At 51.8% G+C, this 21,309-nt stretch carries 17 protein-coding genes and 2 pseudogenes; 2 read left to right on the top strand and 17 right to left on the bottom strand.

Translation table 11 applies throughout. The features are described from left to right. The first annotated feature begins 11 nt into the window (after window positions 1–11). Window positions 12–1,106: a GerAB/ArcD/ProY family transporter gene (locus BLO51_RS03255; RefSeq protein ID WP_090666802.1), complete on the top strand. Its 1,095-nt coding sequence runs from the start codon at window positions 12–14 to the stop codon at window positions 1,104–1,106. A gap of 97 nt (window positions 1,107–1,203) precedes the next feature. On the opposite strand, the gene BLO51_RS03250 is transcribed toward BLO51_RS03255, so the two are convergent. The 16 genes and pseudogenes from BLO51_RS03250 to BLO51_RS03185 form a co-directional block, all read right to left on the bottom strand. Then, window positions 1,204–2,010: a hypothetical protein gene (locus tag BLO51_RS03250; protein WP_090666800.1), complete on the bottom strand. Its 807-nt coding sequence runs from the start codon at window positions 2,008–2,010 to the stop codon at window positions 1,204–1,206. 178 nt (window positions 2,011–2,188) lie between these two features. Beyond that, window positions 2,189–2,701: an acyl-CoA thioesterase gene (locus BLO51_RS03245; protein ID WP_090666798.1), complete on the bottom strand. Its 513-nt coding sequence runs from the start codon at window positions 2,699–2,701 to the stop codon at window positions 2,189–2,191. 100 nt (window positions 2,702–2,801) lie between these two features. Further along, window positions 2,802–3,706 (bottom strand): annotated as a pseudogene (locus BLO51_RS30075) (malic enzyme-like NAD(P)-binding protein). A gap of 190 nt (window positions 3,707–3,896) precedes the next feature. Then, window positions 3,897–4,100 (bottom strand): hypothetical protein, encoded by a 204-nt coding sequence (locus BLO51_RS28415; protein ID WP_245719517.1) that lies wholly within the window; start codon window positions 4,098–4,100, stop codon window positions 3,897–3,899. Between the two features lie 69 nt (window positions 4,101–4,169). Continuing rightward, window positions 4,170–4,943: a carbon-nitrogen family hydrolase gene (locus BLO51_RS03235; protein ID WP_090666797.1), complete on the bottom strand. Its 774-nt coding sequence runs from the start codon at window positions 4,941–4,943 to the stop codon at window positions 4,170–4,172. A gap of 96 nt (window positions 4,944–5,039) precedes the next feature. Further along, window positions 5,040–6,461, bottom strand: a complete 1,422-nt coding sequence (locus BLO51_RS03230) for an NAD-dependent malic enzyme (RefSeq protein WP_090666795.1) — start codon at window positions 6,459–6,461, stop codon at window positions 5,040–5,042. Between the two features lie 72 nt (window positions 6,462–6,533). Continuing rightward, window positions 6,534–6,710, bottom strand: a pseudogene (locus BLO51_RS30070) (alpha-ketoglutarate transporter); the annotation flags it as partial. After that, entirely contained in the window at window positions 6,711–7,055 is a 345-nt protein-coding gene (locus BLO51_RS03225) for a cupin domain-containing protein (protein ID WP_090666793.1), read from the bottom strand. A 3-nt stretch (window positions 7,056–7,058) separates the two neighbouring features. Continuing rightward, window positions 7,059–7,802, bottom strand: a complete 744-nt coding sequence (locus BLO51_RS03220; RefSeq protein ID WP_090666791.1) for a DUF2848 family protein — start codon at window positions 7,800–7,802, stop codon at window positions 7,059–7,061. Between the two features lie 16 nt (window positions 7,803–7,818). Next, window positions 7,819–8,274: a PNPOx family protein gene (locus BLO51_RS03215; protein ID WP_090666789.1), complete on the bottom strand. Its 456-nt coding sequence runs from the start codon at window positions 8,272–8,274 to the stop codon at window positions 7,819–7,821. 36 nt (window positions 8,275–8,310) lie between these two features. Next, a complete protein-coding gene (locus tag BLO51_RS03210; RefSeq protein ID WP_090666787.1) occupies window positions 8,311–9,750 on the bottom strand; it encodes a 4-hydroxyphenylacetate 3-hydroxylase family protein in 1,440 nt (479 codons plus the stop codon). Between the two features lie 148 nt (window positions 9,751–9,898). Further along, entirely contained in the window at window positions 9,899–10,693 is a 795-nt protein-coding gene (locus BLO51_RS03205; RefSeq protein WP_090666784.1) for a creatininase family protein, read from the bottom strand. Then, entirely contained in the window at window positions 10,690–12,684 is a 1,995-nt protein-coding gene (locus tag BLO51_RS03200; protein ID WP_167670092.1) for a hydantoinase B/oxoprolinase family protein, read from the bottom strand. Before BLO51_RS03200 ends, BLO51_RS03205 begins: the two co-directional genes overlap by 4 nt. A 17-nt stretch (window positions 12,685–12,701) precedes the next feature. Further along, the gene (locus BLO51_RS03195) at window positions 12,702–14,768 is read right to left on the bottom strand and encodes a hydantoinase/oxoprolinase family protein (RefSeq protein WP_090666780.1); all 2,067 of its coding nucleotides are present in this window, start codon (window positions 14,766–14,768) and stop codon (window positions 12,702–12,704) included. A gap of 185 nt (window positions 14,769–14,953) precedes the next feature. Further along, the gene (locus BLO51_RS03190) at window positions 14,954–15,622 is read right to left on the bottom strand and encodes a Crp/Fnr family transcriptional regulator (protein ID WP_090666778.1); all 669 of its coding nucleotides are present in this window, start codon (window positions 15,620–15,622) and stop codon (window positions 14,954–14,956) included. A gap of 841 nt (window positions 15,623–16,463) precedes the next feature. After that, window positions 16,464–19,058 (bottom strand): adenosylcobalamin-dependent ribonucleoside-diphosphate reductase, encoded by a 2,595-nt coding sequence (locus BLO51_RS03185; protein WP_090666776.1) that lies wholly within the window; start codon window positions 19,056–19,058, stop codon window positions 16,464–16,466. A gap of 398 nt (window positions 19,059–19,456) precedes the next feature. Here BLO51_RS03185 and dat point away from each other — a divergent pair, with 398 nt between their 5' ends. Next, window positions 19,457–20,308 (top strand): D-amino-acid transaminase, encoded by an 852-nt coding sequence (gene dat / locus BLO51_RS03180; RefSeq protein WP_090666774.1) that lies wholly within the window; start codon window positions 19,457–19,459, stop codon window positions 20,306–20,308. 22 nt (window positions 20,309–20,330) lie between these two features. Here dat and BLO51_RS03175 read toward each other — a convergent pair whose 3' ends face one another. Next, window positions 20,331–21,176 carry a lipoate--protein ligase family protein gene (locus BLO51_RS03175; protein WP_090667006.1) on the bottom strand — a complete coding sequence of 282 codons (846 nt, stop codon included), beginning with the start codon at window positions 21,174–21,176 and terminating at the stop codon, window positions 20,331–20,333. Window positions 21,177–21,309: the final 133 nt, after the last annotated feature.

The following is a 21,309-nucleotide window of genomic DNA, read 5'->3' as shown; positions in this document are numbered from 1 at the left end:
AGGAAGTGTTGATGAGAATTACCAGCCGAAGTCTCTTTTGGCTTATTATCTCCATGCAACTCATCATGAACGTCATATTCACAATTGGTCCGGCCATGCAATTAGCGAAGCAAGACGCTTGGTTCTCTCTCATTCTGGCAGTAGGTCTAGGAGTCGGGATCGCGTGGTTATGCGGAAAGCTAGGTACGTGGTACCCGGGGCTTTCAGTCATTGAATATTCTCCTAGAATTATTGGCAAATGGGGAGGGAGATTCATTGGATATGCCTACCTCTGTAACTGGCTGCTTATCAGCGGTATCATTTTACATGCATCCATGTCGTTCCTGACTACTACGATTTTACATCGAACTCCACTATGGGTCGGCGTTTCGGTGTTGCTGATCGCATGTCTATACGCAGTCTATAAGGGCATTCCCACAATCGCCCGGCTAGGTGAATTGGTCTGTCCATTCATTATCATCGGAACATCGGTTCCTCTTTTTCTAAGTCTCAATCATGTGAAAATGGACCTGCTGCTGCCTGTTTTAACGGATAATAGTGTGCTGTCCCTTATACAGGGCTCTATGCCTCTCGCTGAGTTTCTGGGGGACTGCATCGCGATACTGGTGCTGTCGAAGTTCGTGACGGATCCTGAACGGATCGTAAAGCATGTCGTTCTGGGTGTCGGCCTATCCGGCTTCGTTACGTTCGTAGCGGGTTTTCTCATCTTGATCGTATTTGGCTCAAACGTGGGGATGAGTTATTCTTATCCTTACTATGGATTTATACGCTATATTTCGATTGCTGGATTTATTGAAAATATCGACGCCGTAGTCATTGCTATCTGGATTTCCAGTATGTTCATAAAAATCAGTCTTTACCTGTTTCTTGCTAGCTACAGCGCGGCACAGCTTTTTCATATCACCAACTGGAGGAAGGTAATTGCCTTCATAGCTTTGCCCGTGCTTGTGATTGCGATATTGCCGCGAAACTCAGTGCAGGTGGGGGTTACGTTCCCTCAAAAGGTCGCTGCGCCGTTTTTATTACCGGTGTTCAGTATCGCTATCCCCCTTATGCTGTTCCTAACAGCACTTGTCAAGAGACGAAAAAAACGTTCAAGCGCTTAAATTGATAAGACCGGGGTGGCTCTCATTGATTAACCAAGCGGCTCCGCCGCACTGAAATATTCAAAATAGCGTCTTTGACCAAAACTGGGTACTTGATTTATACTGACGGCATCGATTCTAGACGTTTCAACCAGTGGAAAGTCACTTCGTCGTTTTCTTCTGCAAAATCATGATGGTTCGTTATCACGATTCTCACTGCTTTATAGACCCTGCAGATTCCATAAAAACTTTGGTCGATACTATCAATTTTCGTATAATAGATTCCACTTTTGGGCAACAGAAATGGTTCGGATATGATGAAGACACCTGTCGAAATTTTCGTCCCCTTGATTTCATAATGCTTCCCAAGATATTCCGGAACTAAATCAACCAAACCATCCGACACAAGATGCCGAATATGCGTAGAACTAATCTTTTTGTACTGATGACTTAATTTTTCCTCTTCATGTACGTTAAAATAGCCTGCCCCTTCATTCCTGAGAGTCTCTATACTCCCCTCGCCTCTGTTCCCGTATTTGAAATCAAATCCTGCAACAACGTGCTTTGCTCGTAAAGAGATCAAATATTCTTGTACAAAATCGCTGGATGACAATTTCGCGATATTTTCGTCAAACCGAACAACATATAGCCTGTCTACACCCAAACGTGAAAAAATTTGTTCTTTGATACGCAAGGGTGTCAAATACTTCATCGGTTCTAACATATGACCAACAATCTGTCGGGGATGTGGGTAAAACGTCATAACTGTCAAAGCTAATTTTTCGGCCCGTGCAATCCTGGCCGCTCGATTAATAAGAGATTGATGGGCGATATGTATCCCATCAAAAAAACCAAGAGCCATGGCGCACGAACATTTGGTCGTTGTCTCAATTTCACATGGATGTGACAAATGTATCGTTTCCATTACTTAACTCCTTTCGCTTGATTCTTGACTAGCAGTAGAATCCAGTATCGCAGAAAGTCCCCCTTACAACTACTAGGGAACTTTCTTATACTTGAAATTCAATTATGAAATTGAATCTCAGGAGCAACTAATTAGCACTTTCTGTCCAGCAGTCTCCAGGACGTTTCTTCGGTATCGATTATTCCCAAGGGAATTTCATTTGCAAATGATCGGAAAACTCTTTGCTTCCCTCCCGACGGAACTTCCGCATTTCAGCTCGCTGCTTGGCAGATTCGTGCAGCATGATTTCTTCCTGTGTTTCGGGTATGACTTGCGGCACGATAACTGGCTTTCTGTTTTCGTCCAGCGCGACGAACGTCAAGAACGAAGTGGCGGCAATATCCCGTTTTCCGCTTTTCAAATCTTCTGTGATCACCTTCACGAACACTTCCATCGAGCTCTTGCCCGTCCAGGTGACGAACGATTCCAGGCATACCGAATCAGTCGGACGGATCGGCAACAAGAAGTCGACGGAGTCAGTCGAGGCCGTCACAATCGATTGCCGGCAATGCTTCGACGCGGAAATGGAGGCAATATCGTCAATATACGACATCAGCTTACCGCCGAATAACGTATTGTGATTGTTGACGTCAGTCGGAAAAATGCGCGACGTTTTATACGTCCTCGATTCTCTCACATATCTGATTTCCATACAGAAAGCCCCTTTTTTAGTTGGTTTATACGAATAGTTTGCTCGATCCGCTTCCTGTATCCCCGCTTGACCGACAGCCGATTCTCACATTTTGCCTGCTTTATTCGCTTTGCCTTTTGTCGCTTCTCCGCCGGCGTCGGGCGACGCTGGAATCGATGGCTGCCTGTACAACGGCTTCACGCACCCGTTTCACGACATTATGGTCAAACACGCTCGGTATAATGTAGTATTCGTTCAGCTCGTCTTCACTTACGACGACGCGATCGCTTTCGCCGCGGCCAACTTCATCTCCTCGTTGATTCGACTCGCCCGGCAGTCCAGCGCTCCACGGAATATACCTGGGAAACAAAGCACGTTGTTGATCTGGTTCGGATAGTCTGAACGACCGGTAGCCATGACGCGCACATACGGCTCGGCTTCCTCCGGCGTAATTTCTGGGGTCGGATCGCCATTGCGAACACGATGGGATCGTCAGCCATCTTCTTCACGTCTTCGACGGAGAGTAACTTCGGACCGGACAGCCCGATGAACACGTCGGCCTCCTTGATCACGTCAGACAGCTTGCCCCTTAGACCGTGTGGATTCGTATGCTCCGCATACCACCGCCATGCATCATTGCTGTATGCGTGAATCGCCATACATACCCGGGCGACTCCCGGCGTATAAACACGTGACAAATCTTCTCGGTTTTTGATTGGCATTTTCGGAGTCGTTTCGATTTTGCCGCCAAAGGTGGACAAGGAACGTCTGATCCGATGCGTTAATGACTTTCACGCCGGGCAAGCCTCGCAGCTTGTCCACGATCGTATTTATCATATCCGAATCGCTGACCTGCACTGTTATGTCGCGCGTTGTCGTCGACTTGGTTGAGCCGCTTACGTCGACCGCCATGATTTCCCCGCCCCCGTCGCCGATCGTCGTGGCGATCTGTCCGAACGTGACTAACTCCTTATGCATCTCCAATCGCAATATGACGCTCGTACTAGAACGTAAATTCCCCAACATTAATGTATCACTCCAAACAAATTGGTATAGATTTTCCTCTATTGCCACGCCGATTCGCAAACATTCACCGCGATGTTATTGGCCGCCTCCACAGGCTAATTAAGCAGCGTCCGATCTACTTCTCTGCGTCTCGAATTTAAATGCTGATTGTGCCCAATATTCTTTTGATTCGAAAAGGCGCCACACCCATTTACAAGTCAAATGAGTAGGCGCCTCTATCTAATCCATCACTTCGGTGCAAACAGGCCGGGAGGGAAAGACGTAGTCCAATACTCCGGTTGTCGCCGATGTGATAAATAGCACGGTACCGAAAGGCGGATGCCAGGCCGATCGTCAGATTGATAATGATGATCGGCCCTAGGTGAATTGGATCCACGCCGTATTGGGCGGCGATCGGTAACAGGATCGGCGTAAGAAAAATAATGCCCGCAGCGCCCTCAAGGGGGTTGATGCTATTGCTTTCTTACAGAACGCGATGCTTTAAGCTGGGGAATACTTCGCGAATACGCTGCACTTCCGTTGGGTCGATCTCCGCCTTGACGATCGTTTCCCGTTCCCCACTTGATGCTAGCACTGTACCCCATGGATCGATTACCGAGCTGTGTCCGCCAAGGAGCACGCCACGAGTTGTACCAACACAGTTGCAGGAAATGAGAAAGCACTGATTCTCAAGTGCCCGTGCTGTATTGAACATCTTCCAATGCTCCAGTCGCTGATGCGGCCAAGCAGATGTGATAAGGAAAAACTCCGCTCCCAGATCAACCTGCTGCCGGTATAATTCGGGAAATCGTAAATCGTAACACGTTGTAAGTCCAATCTTACCGAATTCCGTTTCAAATACTTTAGCGCCCTCTCCTCTTGTAAGTATCTCGCCTTCTTTGGATCCATAGCGGAATAAATGCGTCTTTTGATACGTGCCTGCCAGCTTGCCCTGACGGTCAAACATGACGCTGGTGTTGTAATAACTACTGTCCTTCACTTCCACGAAGCTTCCGGCGAATATCCAGACGGCGTGCTGCTTCGCCTTGTCTGCGAACAGCTGCACGAACGAGCCGTCCAATGGTTCAGCTTCTTTCACATAGTTATCAAAGGAGAAGTATCCAGTAGCCCAAATTTCTGGAAGTAGGATCAGATCGGCGTCAGCCGCCGCCTGATCCACGAGAGCCGCAGCACGCTGGATGCGTTCCTCTTTGGACTCCTGATCATTGATTTCCAACTGAATGGAAGCAATTTTCATAAACCTGTTGCTCCTCTCTTAAGACAAACCCTTAAGTTGCGGTTCTCATTTCGTCATCGAGCTTTTTGACCAAATCTTCCTTGTAATCAATGCTGTTTAAGCGAATTCGTGTGGAATTTTCCGTGCGACTCCCGATTCCATAGCTGCTTGGATGACTTTTTTTCTAACGATTTCAACAACTCGGGTATTGAAAACACTCGGGATGATATACTGCTCATTTAGCTCGTCTTCCCCTACTATTGAAGCGATTGCGTAAGCCGCAGCAAGTTTCATCTCCTCGTTTATTTTCGTCGCTTGGCAATCCAATGCGCCTCTAAATATCCCTGGGAAGCATAATACGTTATTTAACTGATTCGGATAATCAGATCTTCCAGTTGCCATTACTCGAACGAAAGGTTCTGCCACTTCCGGCAAAATCTCCGGGATGGGATTGGCCATGGCAAAAACGATGGGATCCCGGGCCATTTTCTTTAAATCTTCTGCATCAATGACATTCGGACCGGACAAGCCGATAAACACATCTGCATCATTCATAGCATCTGACAAACTACCGGTTATACTGTCAGGATTGGTATGCTGCGAATACCATTCAAACATCGGATTATCGTAATTTTCGCCCCGATGCAGAATACCTGCAGATCTTGTGGCCCCGACGATATGCTTTACACCGGCTTCGATCAACATTTTCGTGCAAGCCACGCCTGCCGCGCCAATCCCGCTGAAAACCACTTTAATTTCTGCCATGTCTTTGCCGACTATCTTTAATGCGTTTATCAATCCTGCTAACATCACTACAGCCGTTCCGTGTTGATCATCATGAAATACCGGTATATCCAGTTCTCTCAGTAATCGTTCTTCGATTTCGAAACAGCGGGGTGAGGAGATATCTTCTAGATTAATTCCTCCAAATACCGGAGCGATAGATTTGACGATTTTAATGATTTCTTCCGTATCTTTTGTATTTATGCAAATAGGAAATGAATCAATCCCGGCCATTTCTTTAAACAGCATCGCTTTCCCTTCCATCACAGGCATAGCTGCAATTGGCCCTATATCGCCCAAACCAAGTACAGCCGTCCCATCGGTCACCACTGCCACCGTGTTGCGTTTGATTGTTAACGAGTATGCCTTGGCAGGGTCTTCGTGCAACGCCATACAGACACGGGCTACACCGGGGGTATACACGTGGGAAAGATCGTCCCTGTTTTTTATTGGCACTCTCGAATTAACTTCCAGCTTGCCTCCTATATGCATCAGAAAGGTGCGATCGGATATGTTCATTATTTTAACTCCGGGCACTTTACCGATGCCGTTAATTAATTCCGCTTCATTCTCTGTATTCGGAACTGAAACCGTTATATCGCGGACACTCACAATCTTGCTTCTGCTTACAGTGTCCACTGCCACAATTTCCCCGCCCGTCTCATGAATGGCGTTTGCTATTTGGATAAACGCGATGTTGGGTTCCATTTCCAGTCTTAAAATAATCGTATGGATGCCGCTTGTTTGACCTCTCATGATACATCTCCTTTTGCCGCTGAATATATGGCGTACTCATAAGCGTATAGTCAAAAACAATGATCAATCGCTTTATTGGCGTTGAGCTCGACTTCGATGCTGGAAACTTTTTGACGATGACGATTCACCCATACGCCAGTAGACAATGAAGCTCACGGCGACGCAGGCTGCTACATAGAAGTAAAAAAGCGACTCGGACCCGATGATTTTGAACTATAAAGTGATGTATTCCGCAGTTCCGCCGAACATTTATTTGGAATAGTAGCGAACTTCGAACGTTTTGCAGCCGTTTTTCGAAATCCAGGGCCCGTGCTTCATGCCCGGCGGACGGCAAGCCACCATGCCGGCGGTGAACTCCTGCTTCAGCGTGAGGTCATAAATCGAGCCCTCGATGATGTACAACTCTTCCCAGAAATCGTGGATCTGTACGCCGTTCGGAGACGTGTCCGTACCCGGTGCAAAAATGAGAATGCGTGTCGCAACCCCGCTTTCCGGGTCTTTGGCGATCACCCGTTCCGTCAGCCCCTGCACTTTGCTGAACGGCACCTCTTCAAATTGACGGTAATCCGTAAATTCCAATTCCGGTTTAGCCATGTTTTATTCCTCCTCAGCGTCTTTAAGTAATTTTGTGCGATACTTGAGCTCAATTCTGCGACCGGTTGCGCGATCGGTCATCTCTGCGCGGAACGTGCCTCCGTACACAAAATCTCCGTGCAGCGGGAGCGTGCCGCAGTATAACGCCATGCCGGCGGCGTCATACCTTCGCTCCCGCACGATGCGCATCAGTTCGCTCGGGTGCAGAAACTCGCCGAGCGTTCCGGATTGATACAATTGCTCCTTGCCGTCTTTCTCCACCCAGCTTCTTACTTCGATATCGTCCCAGTGGTCCAAAATATTGTCCAGCGCCCACACCTCTTTACTGACCGGCTTGGCGCAAACCTCCTTCGACTTTTGGATCGATACCGCCTCCAGCACGCGGTCGGTATGGTCGCTGCCGAGCCCGACGTACCATTTGCCGTTCACATCCAACAAAACGGCTTCCGCCTCGCCGCTACCATCGTTGCGGACAACCGTAATTTCGCTTGCGGTTTGCAGTAGGTGCGGGGAAAGATCAAACAGCATGGGCACCCGGGGTGGAGCCGGGATCCCCAGCTCCTTCAATTCGTCGATATGCTTTTTCACGGCCTCCTGGTTTTTCCCCGTATATCCGGCGATAACCAGCCGTTTCGGCGTCCATTGCAATGCCGTTCCGTTGCAAATCAATTCCAAATGGCGCACTTCCTCTCTTAAGGCTGGTTTAATGCGATTTTCATGAATCCCGCTGTCCTTTTTTCGTATCATTTTGCGCCGTTTCGCTTTACGGCAAGCTGTTGAGTGCGGTTCTCATTTCGTCGTCCAGCTTCTTGATCAAATCTTCCTTGTAGGTCTTGACGAAGGCCGGTTGAGTCACGATTTTACCGCCGTAGAACATGATGTCCCGGATTTCTTCCACAGTTACTTCGATGAGCGCCATTTTGAGCGTCAGCCCTTCCGTCTTGGCCACCTTCACGGCCGCCTTGCCTTTGACGGAGAACACCGTCTCCTGCACGATAAAATTCATGATGAGCCGCGGATCCTGCTGCAAAATCTGCACGAAATCCGATTTCGCATCTATGGCGAAGCGGATTGCCGTCGGACTGACGGCATATACCCACGACAGGCAGGTGGAGTAAATGTCCCCCGTTTCCCGGTTGACGATGTTCAGGAACACGATATTTTGCCCTTGCAGTTGCTGCACCATTTCGGGCGATAATTCGGCAATCACTTTGGACATGGCTTGTGATGAACCTCCTTCCGTGACGTATGCTTGTTATGCTTTCGGCAGCTCGTAGCTGTTCAGGAAGCGCTCCAGCAGCTCAAGCGGCTCGTGGTAGCCGTAATTGCGGAACGCGTGCCCTCTTACCACAAAAGGCGCTCCATTGTAAAACATTTCATACTGCTGATGACGGCCGGCGAATTCCGAGCCGATGACATCCCAGGCGAGCCGGAACAATTTGATCTTCATTTCGGAATCGACGCCCGTCGCACGGATGTATTGCCGGATATCATCCTTTGTCTCCTCGTTCACCATCTCGTGATAGGAGGACGGTAACTGAAGCACGCCGCCGCCGACGAGTTCGCGCAATATTTTGATAACGCCGGCGTAAACCTGGTCCTGCATCCCGACGATGCCGTACAGATAGCGTGAGGCCGGGCGGGCGTTACCGTATTTGTCGAACATGCACTCGTACTCGCTTGCCAGCAGCATGCCTTCGACAGTCGCCGCCAGCGACGCCAGCTCGCCGAGCCGCTCCTGCACTTGTGGAAATTTGTCAGTGCCGCCCATTGCGGTAACTTTCCGGGCAATGCCGATCAGGAATTTGATTTTTGTGCAGAGGCGGATTTGTGCCTGATTGTTACCCAGCACGTGCGCCGGCGTCTTATGGAACTGATCGCGCGTAGCCTCGATGTTCCTGTAGACGAAGACGTGCTCCCACGGAACGAACACATCGTCGAACACCATAAGCGAATCGCTTTCGTCGAACTGGGTCGACAGCGGATAATCGAAAACGCTCTCCTTGCCCATCGCATAGCTCGGACGCGGATACAATTTCAACCCCGGGGCGTTCAGCGGCACAACGAACGAAACGGCGTAATCTTCGTCGCCCGGCCTCAGCGGAGTAATGCAGCTGACGAACAAATCGTTGGATACCGCTGCGCTCGTGCCAAGCATTTGCGAGCCGCGGACGACGATGCCGTCCTTGCGCTCTTCCAGCACGCCTACCGGCAAATACTTTTCTTCCTGTTCGTAAGCCGCCTTGCTGCGGTCGACCTGCGGCGGGATGATGACGTACGTGACAAACAGATCTTCGTCGCGGGCTTTCTTGTAATAGTTATGCACGTTCCGTTCATATTCGCCGAACACCTCCGGGTAGCTCGAAAACCCGGCCAGGAAACTGGCGACGTGATCCGGAGTGCGGCCGGCGAAGCCGCATGTCGCTTCCGCCCACCGCTGGATCGCCCGGCGGCGCTGCGCCAAATCATCGCGGCTGCGCGGAATCATGAACACCTTGTTGGCGACCGTTCCGTCCTCCGTCGTATACGTCATCTCGTTTGCCGGATCGGCGGCCATATCATACAGCTTGGCGTACGATTGGACGATGCCGGCAAATGCCGGATGTGTCGTTACATCCTTGACCCGCTCTCCATGAATATAGATGCACCGGTCGTCCTTCAGAGACTCCAAATACTGTTTGCCGTTACGAACCATGGCTGACCATCCTTTCACGCACAGAGTATTGTGTGTCGTGTATACATAAAGTGTTTCATTTCAGCATGTTCATGTTAGAGAAACCCGTAAAAGACGCTGTATTCCAGTGCCTTTTACGAGTCATCTTGCAAATGGTAACGGATACACGTCAATTGACAGGTGGCTGGACTGCTGCTATAGAGTTCAGCCCGAACTTATCCTTTAGCCAAAGCGCCACTTCGTTGACAAGTGCGTCCAAAATAATTTTGCCGGCTGCGGCGTTAGCCCCTCTGGGCGTGCCGAACACGCCGTTCGGACTGACGGCTCGCACTCCATGCAGCTGTATTGTTTCCATCCAACCGGGCCGTGCTTCCGTATACCCGGAAACTGTTCCGAATGAGCGGACCCATTGCTCACCCATCGCATGCAGCGCCAAACTCGTTTCCAGAGACCCTGCATGGCTGTCCGCAGGTGTAAGCTTCAGACCCGCGGACAGTCCGGCGTCATACATGACCTGCAGGAACCTGCGGAAATCGGTGTAAGCCTCAATCTGCAATTCACTCCGGATTTCGGAACTTCGTGCAGCGTACTCACCGAGAAAGGTGAAGTTCCCCCCGTGAAAGCTCAGCAGACAAATACGCTTCAGGCCCATGTGCTGGAGTCCGTCGATATATGAATCGAGCACAGCTCCGAGAGAAGTTGGATTCAGCGTGATCGTGCCCGGGAAATCGGCATGATGCTCTGACAAGCCGGCGGTTAAAGTCGGTGTTACTATTACAGGTTCTCTGAAGCACTCTGCAACTTTGGCAGTCAGGATCTCAGCCAAAGCGGAATCCGTTACTAACGGCAGATGCGGTCCATGCTGCTCCAAGGCTCCAACCGGGATTATCCCCACCGCTCCCGGCCTCTTTGAAACTTCGCCGGCTTCAGACGACGTCAGGTACTTAAGGTCGATGCAGCTCATAACGCTTGCTCCTTGCCGGCTTCCGCTTCCGCAGAGCCGTTCTCATCAGATAGAAACACATCTTGAAACGTGATTGTTCCGGCTGCGCGTTTCTCTTCCGCATATTGCCCGCGGTTGATCAACTTCAGCTGAGGACGCTCCCGGCGAATTTGGTTACGGCGCGCGGCCGTGGCCTCCTCATCGACAACATAATCGATTGTCAGCCCCTGAACGCTTTTGTGAATAATTACGCCATAGTCACGCTCTGCACATTCAAGCGAAACGATTTGACGCAGGACGTCCAATCGCACCTCTTCAGTCTCACGCTCAATGGGGTCCCCCCAGCCTCCGCCGCCGGGCGTAGTAACACGGATAAGGTCACCCGCTTTAACCGGAATACCCTCTTGGCAAAACTGAACGAGCTTCTCCTGCGGTGTACCCGGATTAACCCATGTTCTCCCAGGTGTTCCAGGTTCTCCGCCGTTGACACCAAAGCAGCCGAAGGCAGTCCGGTCGACGTAGGTCACGTAGTAGCAGTCAGCCAAAACCCGGATATCCTTCACATAGCCCATGCCGCCGCGGTACTTACCGGGACCGCCCGAATTGGGATTTAGCGCTACGCGCTCGATCAACACCGGATATCGCTGCTCGATGAATTCGGCCGGCAAATTTTTGGAGTCGTTGACCATATCGACTGCATCGGTTCCGTCGGCAGTCGGCCGCGCTCCGGAGCCTCCTCCAAACACCTCACGATAAATCCATGGCTTGCCATCCGCACCATAGCCGTATACACCGTACACCTGCACACAGTTCATATCCGCAACAACATGCCCGCCGAACGCTTGCGCCAGCGCTGCGCCATAGGCACCGAAGCTGCGGAACCAGCACTGCATTCTGTTAACGACGGCTGCCGGATATTCCGACGTGAGCACAGTGCCCGGCGGCAGCTCGCAGCGGAACACTCTCGTCAGCCCTTCGTTGATGACAGTTCCCGGCGAGAACTGAGCGAGGAACGAGCCAACCCATTTCGAGAGGAAGCGGCCATCACTGGGGGAGTTCAGCGGTCCTTCCGTCTGCGGGTTCGTACCGGTCCAATCGAGAATAATTTTTTCTGGATCCTTGCGCAAAGTAACCATCAGCTTTACCGGATCGGCGAGATTGATGCCATCGTTGTCGAGGAAGTCCTCGCCAGTGAATTCGCCATTCGGGAACATAGGCAAAATAACGTTCCGCACCGCGTCCGCGCAGCGATCCATCAGCTTGTACATAGCCGCTTCCAAAATATCCGCTCCAAGCCGATCACACATCTGCTTTATCTGTCGTTCAATGATTCGGCAGGCGCCGATAAATGCATCTAGATCGCCGCGCATCGTATCCGGGAAGCGGGTGTTGCGAAGCACTATTTTATAGATGTCTTCGTTGAACTTCCCTTGGCTGCACAGCTTGACGGGTGGAACTTGGATTCCTTCTTCAAAAATACTCCTCGATGTAGTAGGCCAGCTTCCGACCGAGCGCCCGCCAACATCCTCGGTGTGTCCGAAGATCATGGTGAATGCAATCAGCCGCTGGCTATGAAAGATCGGCAGGCACACACAATAGTCCGGCAGATGGGTAATGGTGCCGTGCGAGTCATAAGGATCGTTATATAAAAACACGTCGCCTTCGCGGATTTCCTCAAGCGGAAAGTGGGCGCGGATCGGATCTGCGCTGGCCCCCCAAGAAACGGATGTTACATTGTTGCAGTCGACCGTACAAATGGATGCCCGGAAATCGTGCTGCTCGCGAATGATCGTCGAACGGCCGGCCCGCTCGACAGCCGCTTCGCCCTCTTCAATCGCAGCCTCAAGCCCGCCTTCAACGACATCCAGTGTAATCGGGTCAACGAGCGCTTTACAACGCTCAATACGCATCCATTCTTCCTCCGAACGAGGCCACTCCTGCTGCCGAAACGGTTTGTATTGCGGCGTGCGATAAACGGATGTATCGAAAAATACGGCGTTGTCCTTTGACATAGTGAACATTCCCTCCCTTAAACTTCCCGTGTAATAAGCAGGTGTCCGTATTCGTTCACATGGACCGTCCAGCCGGGCTCGACTACCGTCGTCGTGTCGTATTGCGTAATGACGGCCGGACCTGCAAGCGGTTCAGCCATAGGCTCCATGGGGCGCTCGTACACCGGGCAATCCACATAACTGGAAGTTTCGCTGATGTATAATTGGCGCACTCCTTTGAGCAGGTCACTCCACTGCTTATTCGAAACCGCTTTCGGACGTAGGCTGGGCGGAGCCAGCAAGCCGAAGCCGGTAACACCGATATTGACGATTTCAACCAGAGTTTTATTTTCATAGGCGTAGCCGTATTGATTTTCGTGTATGGCATGGAAGTTCTTCAAGGCACTGTGAATTGCGCTAGTCACCGCCTGATGTTCAATCGGTAGTGAGACGCGAATCTCGAATGCCTGACCGACATAACGCATATCTAGAAATGCTTGAAGCTGGACACGTTCCGAGCCAAACCCTTGCTGTTCGAGATCATCCATGACTCGTTCGCGCAACTGTTTGAACTCATCGTTTAACCGCTCCATATCCAGCATGTCTTCACTCTGCACGTCAGTAATGACGTGATCGACGCGTACGTCCGAGTATAATAACCCGGCGGCCGCTGTTGCGCCCGGTGCGGTTGGTACAAGAATCGTTCTCATGTCCAACGCTTTGGCTACTGGAGAAGCCAGAAGGCCTCCCGCTCCTCCGAATGCAAACAATGCATAGTTGCGCGGGTCGCGTCCGCGCCGGACGGAAACGACGCGGATGCCGGCTGCAATACTTTGCGTGGTGAGCTCGAGAATACCAGCTGCCGCTTTTTCAACGGAAAGGCCGAGGGGATCGGCAATCTTAGACTTGATCGCATCATAGGCAGCTTGACGATCCAACTTCATGGAGCCACCCAGCAGATAAGGCGGAATACGGCCGAGGACGATGTTTGCATCCGTTATCGTAGGCTCTTGGCCGCCTCGTCCATAGCATACCGGACCCGGACTAGCGCCTGCGCTTTGCGGACCGATACGAAGCGACTTATTGCCGCTTAACCAAGCGATAGATCCGCCTCCGGCACCGACGGTAGTCATATCGATCATCGGAGATTTGATATCGTAAATATCAATTTTCCCCTCATTCAGCAACCTGGGAATACCGCCCTCTATGAGAGCCATATCGGTACTGGTGCCGCCCATATCGAGCGTCAATACGTCATGAATGCCTGCTGCAGCGGAGATGGCGGCAGCAGCAATAATACCGGCGGCCGGTCCGGAGAGCGAAGCTGCAATAGGGCGTTTGATCAGCTCGTTTGCAGTGGCAACTCCACCGCTAGACTTCATTACAAACAACGGTGCCGACGCGCCAGCCTCATGAATACGGTCGCTAAGCTTGTCTAAATAAGTGGAAAGAAGCGGCATTAAGCCGGTATTTAAGCACGTCGTTAATGTCCGTTCATATTCCCGATATTCACGAATGACATCGGCAGACGTAGACACAAAACATTCCGGGTATTCTTCCAGGATGAGTTCACGTGCGCGTTCCTCATGTACAGGATTTCGATACGAGTGGATGAATGATATGGCTATCGCTTTTACGCCCAGTTCACGATACTCACGCGCTGTCAGTCGAATTTGATCCTCATCCAACGGCAGCAGTTCTTCGCCTTTGTAGTTAAGTCTGCCTTTAACCTCGCGTACAAGCTCAAGCGGTACAACTCTGGCAGGCTTAATCCACCACGTGATTGCGCCAAACTCCCCGGGCACGTTCTGACGGGCTACCTCGAGCATGTCGCGGTATCCGTGGGTGACGATAAGGCCGAGACGAGAGTACTTTGACTCCAATACGGCGTTGGTAGCTACCGTCGTACCGTGCAGAAGCATGGAAATGTCGGAAGCCTCCACGCCAAGCTCCTTCATTACTCCCTGCACTGCGGTAAGGAATGCGCGAGACGGGTCATCGGGGGTGCTTGATGTTTTGAATACCTTCTCTTCGCCCGTCTCGTCGTTCAACGCGACCAAATCTGTGAAAGTGCCTCCTGTGTCGATACCAATGCGCCAACTCATTAAATCCTCTCCCTTCTAAAATCTTGCTGAATGCAGAGACAGTAAGCGGTTACATTTTAATTCGTCTGCGTCTGCTTGAAAACACTGTACCATAACAATGGCTACTGTATCTGTTACTTACTTACATACCGATAAAAAAAAGCGTCCGGCACTTAGGACTGCTTCAGAGTAAGGACGCCGGTTATTTATTCCGCTCCCAGCTCTGCCGTCCGTTCAAGCGCCGGCATATCAATAATGCATACTTCCCCCTTGCGCATCTGAACGATTCCGCGCTCCCGCCATTCGTTAAGCACCCTCGTCACCATTACCCTGGATGTGCCCACCAAGGACGACAGCTCCTGATGTGTTATTGACAGCGAGCGAGTCCCCTTCGGTCTCCAGCGTAGAATTTCAAGCAAAATACGAGCCAACCGCACTTCGAACGGGTCAAAGGTCAAAGACATCATCTGGTTGCTGAGCATCCAAACTTTATGCGCCATTGATTGCATCAACGTGAGGACAAAATCCGGTCGAGCCCGCATGATCATCTCCATCATAGCCTGAGAAAACTCACTTACTTGAGTGGGTTCCACCGCTTCGCATTTATACCAATGATTAACTTGTTGAAAAAATGGAACATCGGCGAAATACTGACCGGGCTCAGCAAAGGCGACTACTTTCTCCGTACCGTCGTATCTGAGGATCGATGCCTTCACTTGACCGGAATGCACATAATAGAAGTGTTGCGCAGGTTCACCCTGTTGAACAATGATACTCCCCTTCCCGAATATTTTGAGTTTAACAAGCTGACTGACTTCCGGCGGCAGCGGACCGAATCGACGGGGAAAAAATGCTTCATGAAAAGCATGTTGCATACCTTCTATGCACTCCCTTACTGATAAAACTGATAAAGCGCCAAGATTCAAAGCAGCGCAGGCGGGAAGTTCGCTCGTGTACCGGTGGGATTAACCCACCCGCCTTATCACTAGCGGCTTTGAGTTAAAACATCCCAACAATTCGCACAACTTGTAAATGATGCCGAAGAAGGCCTGCTAAGGCGAATACCAAGTATTATTCCAAGTATTATGTTTTGTATACAATCGTGTTTGCTTCGTTGCTTTGCCGTTCCCCAGAAGAGGCATTTTGACATTTTTGTAAGCGATTTCATTTTTGAACGATTGTAAGGACAGAACAGTTCGTCCGACTGTTTCGGTGGATCAGGCCCTGACACGTATTCCTTGTTCGAAGAATAGACATCCGGTTTATAGAGTTGGCAAAAAGATATATAGGCCTAATTTAAGTTTCAGCATAGATCATCCCGATTGGCAGTGTCAACATGCTTTTATGCGCCCTGCAGCCAGAATTTTCTTTTCAACAAGCTTTTAAAAAATCGTTTTATGCGCCTCCACAGTATTAACGTGACATCCGTCGGGTGATGAATGTCGGATTCCACGACGGTGCTGTCGGTGCGCAGTTTACGATGTTTGAGAATTTCTTCTCCATTTGAGCTTTTGCACCAGTGCCTCGTTCAACCCGAAGCACCTTCAGCCAGGCTCTGGACGACAAAGGACAAATTATATCAGTGATGCCCAAAAAAGCATTCTCACGGGCCAGCGACATTTATGTTCCAACTCAACGACATTTTATCCTCAAATCAGCGACATTTTTAATTACAACTCACACACAAAAGAGAAAAGAGGCCCGAAGGCCTCTTTTCTAGCTGCAACGGCTGTAGCCGCAGTTGCTGCAACTTTTACAACCTTCGGTGTTAATCAGCGAAGCCGAGCCGCAGGACGGGCACAGGTCAAGAGACGTGGCCGCGCTGCGTGTTACCGCGTATTGAGCGGTCGTTTCCATCACGACCTCCTGCGTGGCGGTGATGTAGTCATCCGCGCTTTCGGAGAAATCGCCGTGCATTTCGAGCGCTTTGGCGACGGCGTCGGCAATCGATTCGACGCGGTTTGCGCCGAAGCCGATCGCGCCGGAGCCGCCGATGCCCTTGAGGTGCTTGATCAGCAGCTGCACCTTGTTGCCATGGTCGCCGTAGCGCAGAAACAGCGAGCAGACGCGTCCCAGCGCTTCGGACATCGCGAAGACGTCAGAACCTGCTTTGCCTACGTTCAAGAAAATTTCGCTCGGGCTGCCGTTCATATCGTTAATCGTAATGTAAGCCATCCCGAACGGGGTATTGAATTTATATGTCGCCCCGCGTAGAGCCTGCGGACGGCGTTTGTATTCCTTGTCGAACACCTGCTCCGTCTTGGCGTCAATGTTGACTGCCAGCGATTGGGACAGGTTGGTGAGAGACTTCTCCTCGCCCGCAGCGGGCTCAGCCGCGGCCGGCTGTGCTGCCGGTTTCGCCTCCGCAGCCTTCTCTTCCTTCTTGTCCGTGCTCAGCACCTGCACGTCGCGGCTGCCGTCCCGATAAATCGTCACGCCTTTGCAGCCCAGATCGAAGGCAAGCTCGTACAGCTGCTTCGTTTCTTCAACCGTAAAGTCGGACGGGCAGTTCGCCGTCTTGGAGATTGAGCTGTCCACCCATTTTTGAATGGCGGCCTGTGCGCGAATATGATTTTCCGCGGACAAATCCATGGCGGTAACGAAATAGTCCGGCAGCTCTTCGTTCGGATGCTGATCCTTCCATTCCTGAGCAATCGGCACGTACTGCTTGTCGAAGCCGAGACGGCTTTGACGGTAGTACTCGAACGCAAAGTACGGCTCGATCCCTGTCGAGGTGCCCACCATCGTTCCCGTGCTGCCCGTCGGTGCCTGCGTAATGACCGTTACGTTGCGCATGCCCTTCTGCTGGATGGCGGCGCCCACTTCCGGGAAGACGGACGTCATATGCTTCATGAAGCCGCTCTGCAGGAACGGTTCCGCTTCGAACTGCTTGAAGGAGCCTTTCTCTTCCGCGATATCGGCAGACGCCAAGTACGCTTCCTTCGCCATGAAGCCGTACAGCTTATCGAGGAATTCGAGCGATTCCGGACTGCCGTAGCGGATACCCAGCTTAATCATCAGCTCGGCAAGACCCATGGAGCCGAGTCCGACACGGCGCTCGTCCTGCTGGTTCACCCGGTTTTGTTCGAAGTGATACGGCGTTTTGTCAATAACGTTATCCAGAAAACGCGTGGAATAACGGACGACCTCCGCAAGCTCGTCCCAAGCCATGTCGTGATTATGCTCATCGTAAAACTTGGACAGGTTGATCGCGGACAGATTGCATACGCCCCACGCCGGCAATCCCTGCTCGCCGCAAGGGTTCGTGCAGATGATCGGGTTGAAATACCAGCTGTTGGACATCTGGTTGTAATATTCCATAAATACGACCCCGGGTTCCGCCGATTTCCATGCGGATTCGATAATCGTATGCCATACGTCGCGCGCTTTGATCGTACGGTAATGGTTTATTTTTTTACCGGTCTTTCTCCACTTGTCCAAATCGCCGTCCCACAGCTCGTCATATTCGGGGTCGGTCGTATCCGGATAGACCAATTCCCAATCCAGATCCTCTTTGACCGCCTTCATAAAACCGTTGCTGACGCATACGGACAAGTTGGCGTTCGTGATCTGGCCCATCGTTTGCTTCACGGTAATAAAATCGACCACGTCCGGATGCCAGTCGTTGATCATCAGCATCAGCGCGCCGCGGCGGCTTCCGCCCTGTTCGATCAAGCCGGTCGTGTAGCTGAACAGTCCGCCCCATGACACCGCGCCGCTCGAAGAACCGTTGACGCCTTTGACAACGGAACGCCGCGGACGAAGCGAGGACAGGTTAATCCCGACGCCGCCTCCGCGCGCCATAATTTCCGTCATTTCGGACAGCGTCGCCATGATACCTCCGCGGCTGTCATGCGGGGACGGGATGACATAGCAGTTGAACAGCGTCAATTCGTCGCTTGCGTCCGCTCCCGCGGCGATCCGCCCGCCGGGCACAAGCTTCCAGTTATCGAGCACGTAACGGAACTTGTCCGTCCATTCCTTGCGTTTCTCCGGAGTTGCTTCCACGGAAGCCATGGCAGCGGCCAAGCGGTCCCACATCTGCTGCGGCGTTTTTTCCAGCGTCAGCGTCAGCTTCTCGACGGAGGAATCGACAACCTCTCCGCTCCGCAGCTTGACTTTGACCTGGGTTCCTTGACGTTCAATGACTTCCCCTACTTCCTTGGCCGGAAACTTCGGATCGTCCTTCGTCAGCACCAGTACCGTATCTCCCACCTTCGTATTGCGGGTATCGGCATCCTTCATCGCATAACGGTCAAGAAATATTTTTTCGCTTAAGCCTTCCAATTTGGTCTGCTGCATGGTCTTCAAAACAACAACCTCCCGGAAATATTTTCAAAGATGAATCACAATATATGGTATGCGAAATTCATTATACAACACAATATATTGTGTTACGAATAGGCAAAAAGCGGATTTAACGGTGTAGTAAGGAATACAAGCCCGATAGCTTCTTTTTTCGCGGTCAGGCTCTCTTTTTTGTTGATGAACTATTCATCTTTTTCGACAAAACCGGCCTAAGTTAACGGAAAACTGGATCTATGTACGCCCAAAAACATGTTGAAACCAACCTTGAAAATCTGCCCTTTGCTTCGTTTTGACAATGATTCAGCCGATTGTTAGTCTAGTAATAGTATAACCGTATTCAGCAGTATTATCAAACATATGTTCCCATTTTCCAAAACCTACATGATACGGGAGGTGTACCCATGACTCCGATTTACTTGATCCAAGACAGACTCGTTCCCAAGGAAGAAGTTCGCGTCTCGCCGGACGATCGCGGGTACTATTTCGGCGACGGCATCTATGAAGTATTCCGCGTCTACGGAGGCAAATTGTTCGAAGCCGAGGCGCATTTCAAGCGGTTGGAGCGCACGGCGGCTGCCGTCCGCATAGACTTGCCCGCTGCGTCAAGCGAATTGCAAAAGCAGTTGGAACAATTAATCGCCGCAAACTCGCTCATCGAAGGCACCGTTTACCTCCAGATCACCCGCGGTACGGCGCCTAGATCCCATGCGATTCCCGCTGATGCCGAACCTGTCCTTATGGCTTATACGACCGAGCTGAAGCGTCCCGTTCGCACGATGCAGCAGGGCATCGCCGTCGTTACGATGGAGGATATCCGGTGGCTGCGCTGCGACCTGAAGACGCTCAACCTGCTGCCCAACACGCTGGCGAAGCAGCACGCGCTCGATCAAGGCGCGGACGACGTCATATTGCACCGCAGCGGATTGGTCACGGAGTGCAGCGCCTCCAACATGATGATCGTCAAACAAGGCGCAATCATTACCCATCCCGCCGACAACTTGATCCTGCACGGGATCACGCGCGCCGTGGCGCTGCGCCTGGCCCGCGAGCTCGGCATCCCGGTTGCCGAAACGCCGTTCACGCTGGACGATCTCCGGCAGGCGGATGAAGCGTTCGTCACTGGTACGACCATCGAAGTAACGCCCGTCATTTCCGTTGACGGCATTCCCGTCGCCTCAGGCAGCCCGGGACCGGTCACGCGCCGCCTGCAGCAAGCCTTCGAGCAGGCCATCTCCTCCTGCATCCCTCAATAAATATCAAAAAACCTTCGGAGCGCTATCTCCGAAGGTTCCATTCTTCATTGCCATATTTTTCTTCCGCCAGCCGTTCCGCCAGCTCCTGCTCGTATGAGGTCAGCTCTCCCGGAACCAGCTTTATGCCCAGTCCCTCGGCCATGCCGGCCAGAAACGCCTCTTCCGTCTGTGCCAGCCCGGCCGGCGGTTGTCCGACGCTGCGAAGCAGATCGTTGATCGCGACCGCCTTCCGCAAAAACTGTTGCTTCATCCGTTCCATGATCCGTTCGTTCTTGAACCTGAGCAGCCGGAACAACTGGTCCGCATCGAGATCGAGCAAAATCGACCCGTGCTGCAGCACGACGCCCTTCTGCCGGGTCTGCGCGCTGCCGGCCACCTTGCGCCCCTCCACGACAAGCTCGTACCAGGAAGGTGAATCGAAGCAGGCCGCCGAGCCCATCGACTCGTACTTGCTCTTGTCCTCCTCGCTTTCGAGCTGCACCATATCGGCCGCCAGTCCGAGCTTGCGGAACCCAAGCAGCAGCCCTTCGCTCAGCACCCGATACGCTTCCGTCACGCTTCGTGGAATGCCGGGGTAGTTCTCGGACACGATGATGCTGTACGTCAGCTCCTTATCGTGGAGCACCGCCCTACCTCCGGTCGCCCGCCGGACGAAGCCTATGCCTTCGCGCTCCAGCGCATCGAAATCGATCTCTTCCTTCGCCTTCTGAAAATAACCGATCGACAGTGTCGGAGGATTCCAGCCGTAAAACCGCACGGTCGGCGGCGCTGCTCCTTCGCCGTGCGCGGTCAATATCGCTTCGTCTACCGCCATATTGTAAGCCGGCGAACCATAGCCGGACCGAATCCATCGCCATTCCTGCGTCATCCGCGATCCCTCCCATTTTCTATCGCCACCGGCCGCAAGCCGGCTCGCTTTACCTCTTAACAGCGAGGCATTTTGCCGCACGCAAGCCGAATACCCGCTGATCTCCAGCCACGAGCAGATCGCCCGGCTCATC

The organism is Paenibacillus tianmuensis, assembly GCF_900100345.1.
GTDB classification, from domain to species: domain Bacteria; phylum Bacillota; class Bacilli; order Paenibacillales; family NBRC-103111; genus Paenibacillus_G; species Paenibacillus_G tianmuensis.
This window is presented reverse-complemented; position numbering and strand designations above follow the sequence as displayed.

Coding starts and splice junctions, on each gene's coding strand:
- BLO51_RS03210 (WP_090666787.1), bottom strand. CDS start 9,750: ATGGTTCGTAACGGCAAACAGTATTTGGAGTCTCTGAAGGACGACCGG.
- BLO51_RS03215 (WP_090666789.1), bottom strand. CDS start 8,274: ATGTCCAAAGTGATTGCCGAATTATCGCCCGAAATGGTGCAGCAACTG.
- BLO51_RS03235 (WP_090666797.1), bottom strand. CDS start 4,943: ATGAAAATTGCTTCCATTCAGTTGGAAATCAATGATCAGGAGTCCAAA.
- BLO51_RS03205 (WP_090666784.1), bottom strand. CDS start 10,693: ATGAGCTGCATCGACCTTAAGTACCTGACGTCGTCTGAAGCCGGCGAA.
- BLO51_RS03255 (WP_090666802.1), top strand. CDS start 12: ATGAGAATTACCAGCCGAAGTCTCTTTTGGCTTATTATCTCCATGCAA.
- BLO51_RS03245 (WP_090666798.1), bottom strand. CDS start 2,701: ATGGAAATCAGATATGTGAGAGAATCGAGGACGTATAAAACGTCGCGC.
- BLO51_RS03200 (WP_167670092.1), bottom strand. CDS start 12,684: ATGTCAAAGGACAACGCCGTATTTTTCGATACATCCGTTTATCGCACG.
- BLO51_RS03250 (WP_090666800.1), bottom strand. CDS start 2,010: ATGGAAACGATACATTTGTCACATCCATGTGAAATTGAGACAACGACC.
- BLO51_RS03190 (WP_090666778.1), bottom strand. CDS start 15,622: ATGCAACATGCTTTTCATGAAGCATTTTTTCCCCGTCGATTCGGTCCG.
- BLO51_RS03220 (WP_090666791.1), bottom strand. CDS start 7,802: ATGATACGAAAAAAGGACAGCGGGATTCATGAAAATCGCATTAAACCA.
- BLO51_RS03230 (WP_090666795.1), bottom strand. CDS start 6,461: ATGAGAGGTCAAACAAGCGGCATCCATACGATTATTTTAAGACTGGAA.
- BLO51_RS03225 (WP_090666793.1), bottom strand. CDS start 7,055: ATGGCTAAACCGGAATTGGAATTTACGGATTACCGTCAATTTGAAGAG.
- BLO51_RS03175 (WP_090667006.1), bottom strand. CDS start 21,176: ATGACGCAGGAATGGCGATGGATTCGGTCCGGCTATGGTTCGCCGGCT.
- BLO51_RS03195 (WP_090666780.1), bottom strand. CDS start 14,768: ATGAGTTGGCGCATTGGTATCGACACAGGAGGCACTTTCACAGATTTG.
- dat (WP_090666774.1), top strand. CDS start 19,457: ATGACTCCGATTTACTTGATCCAAGACAGACTCGTTCCCAAGGAAGAA.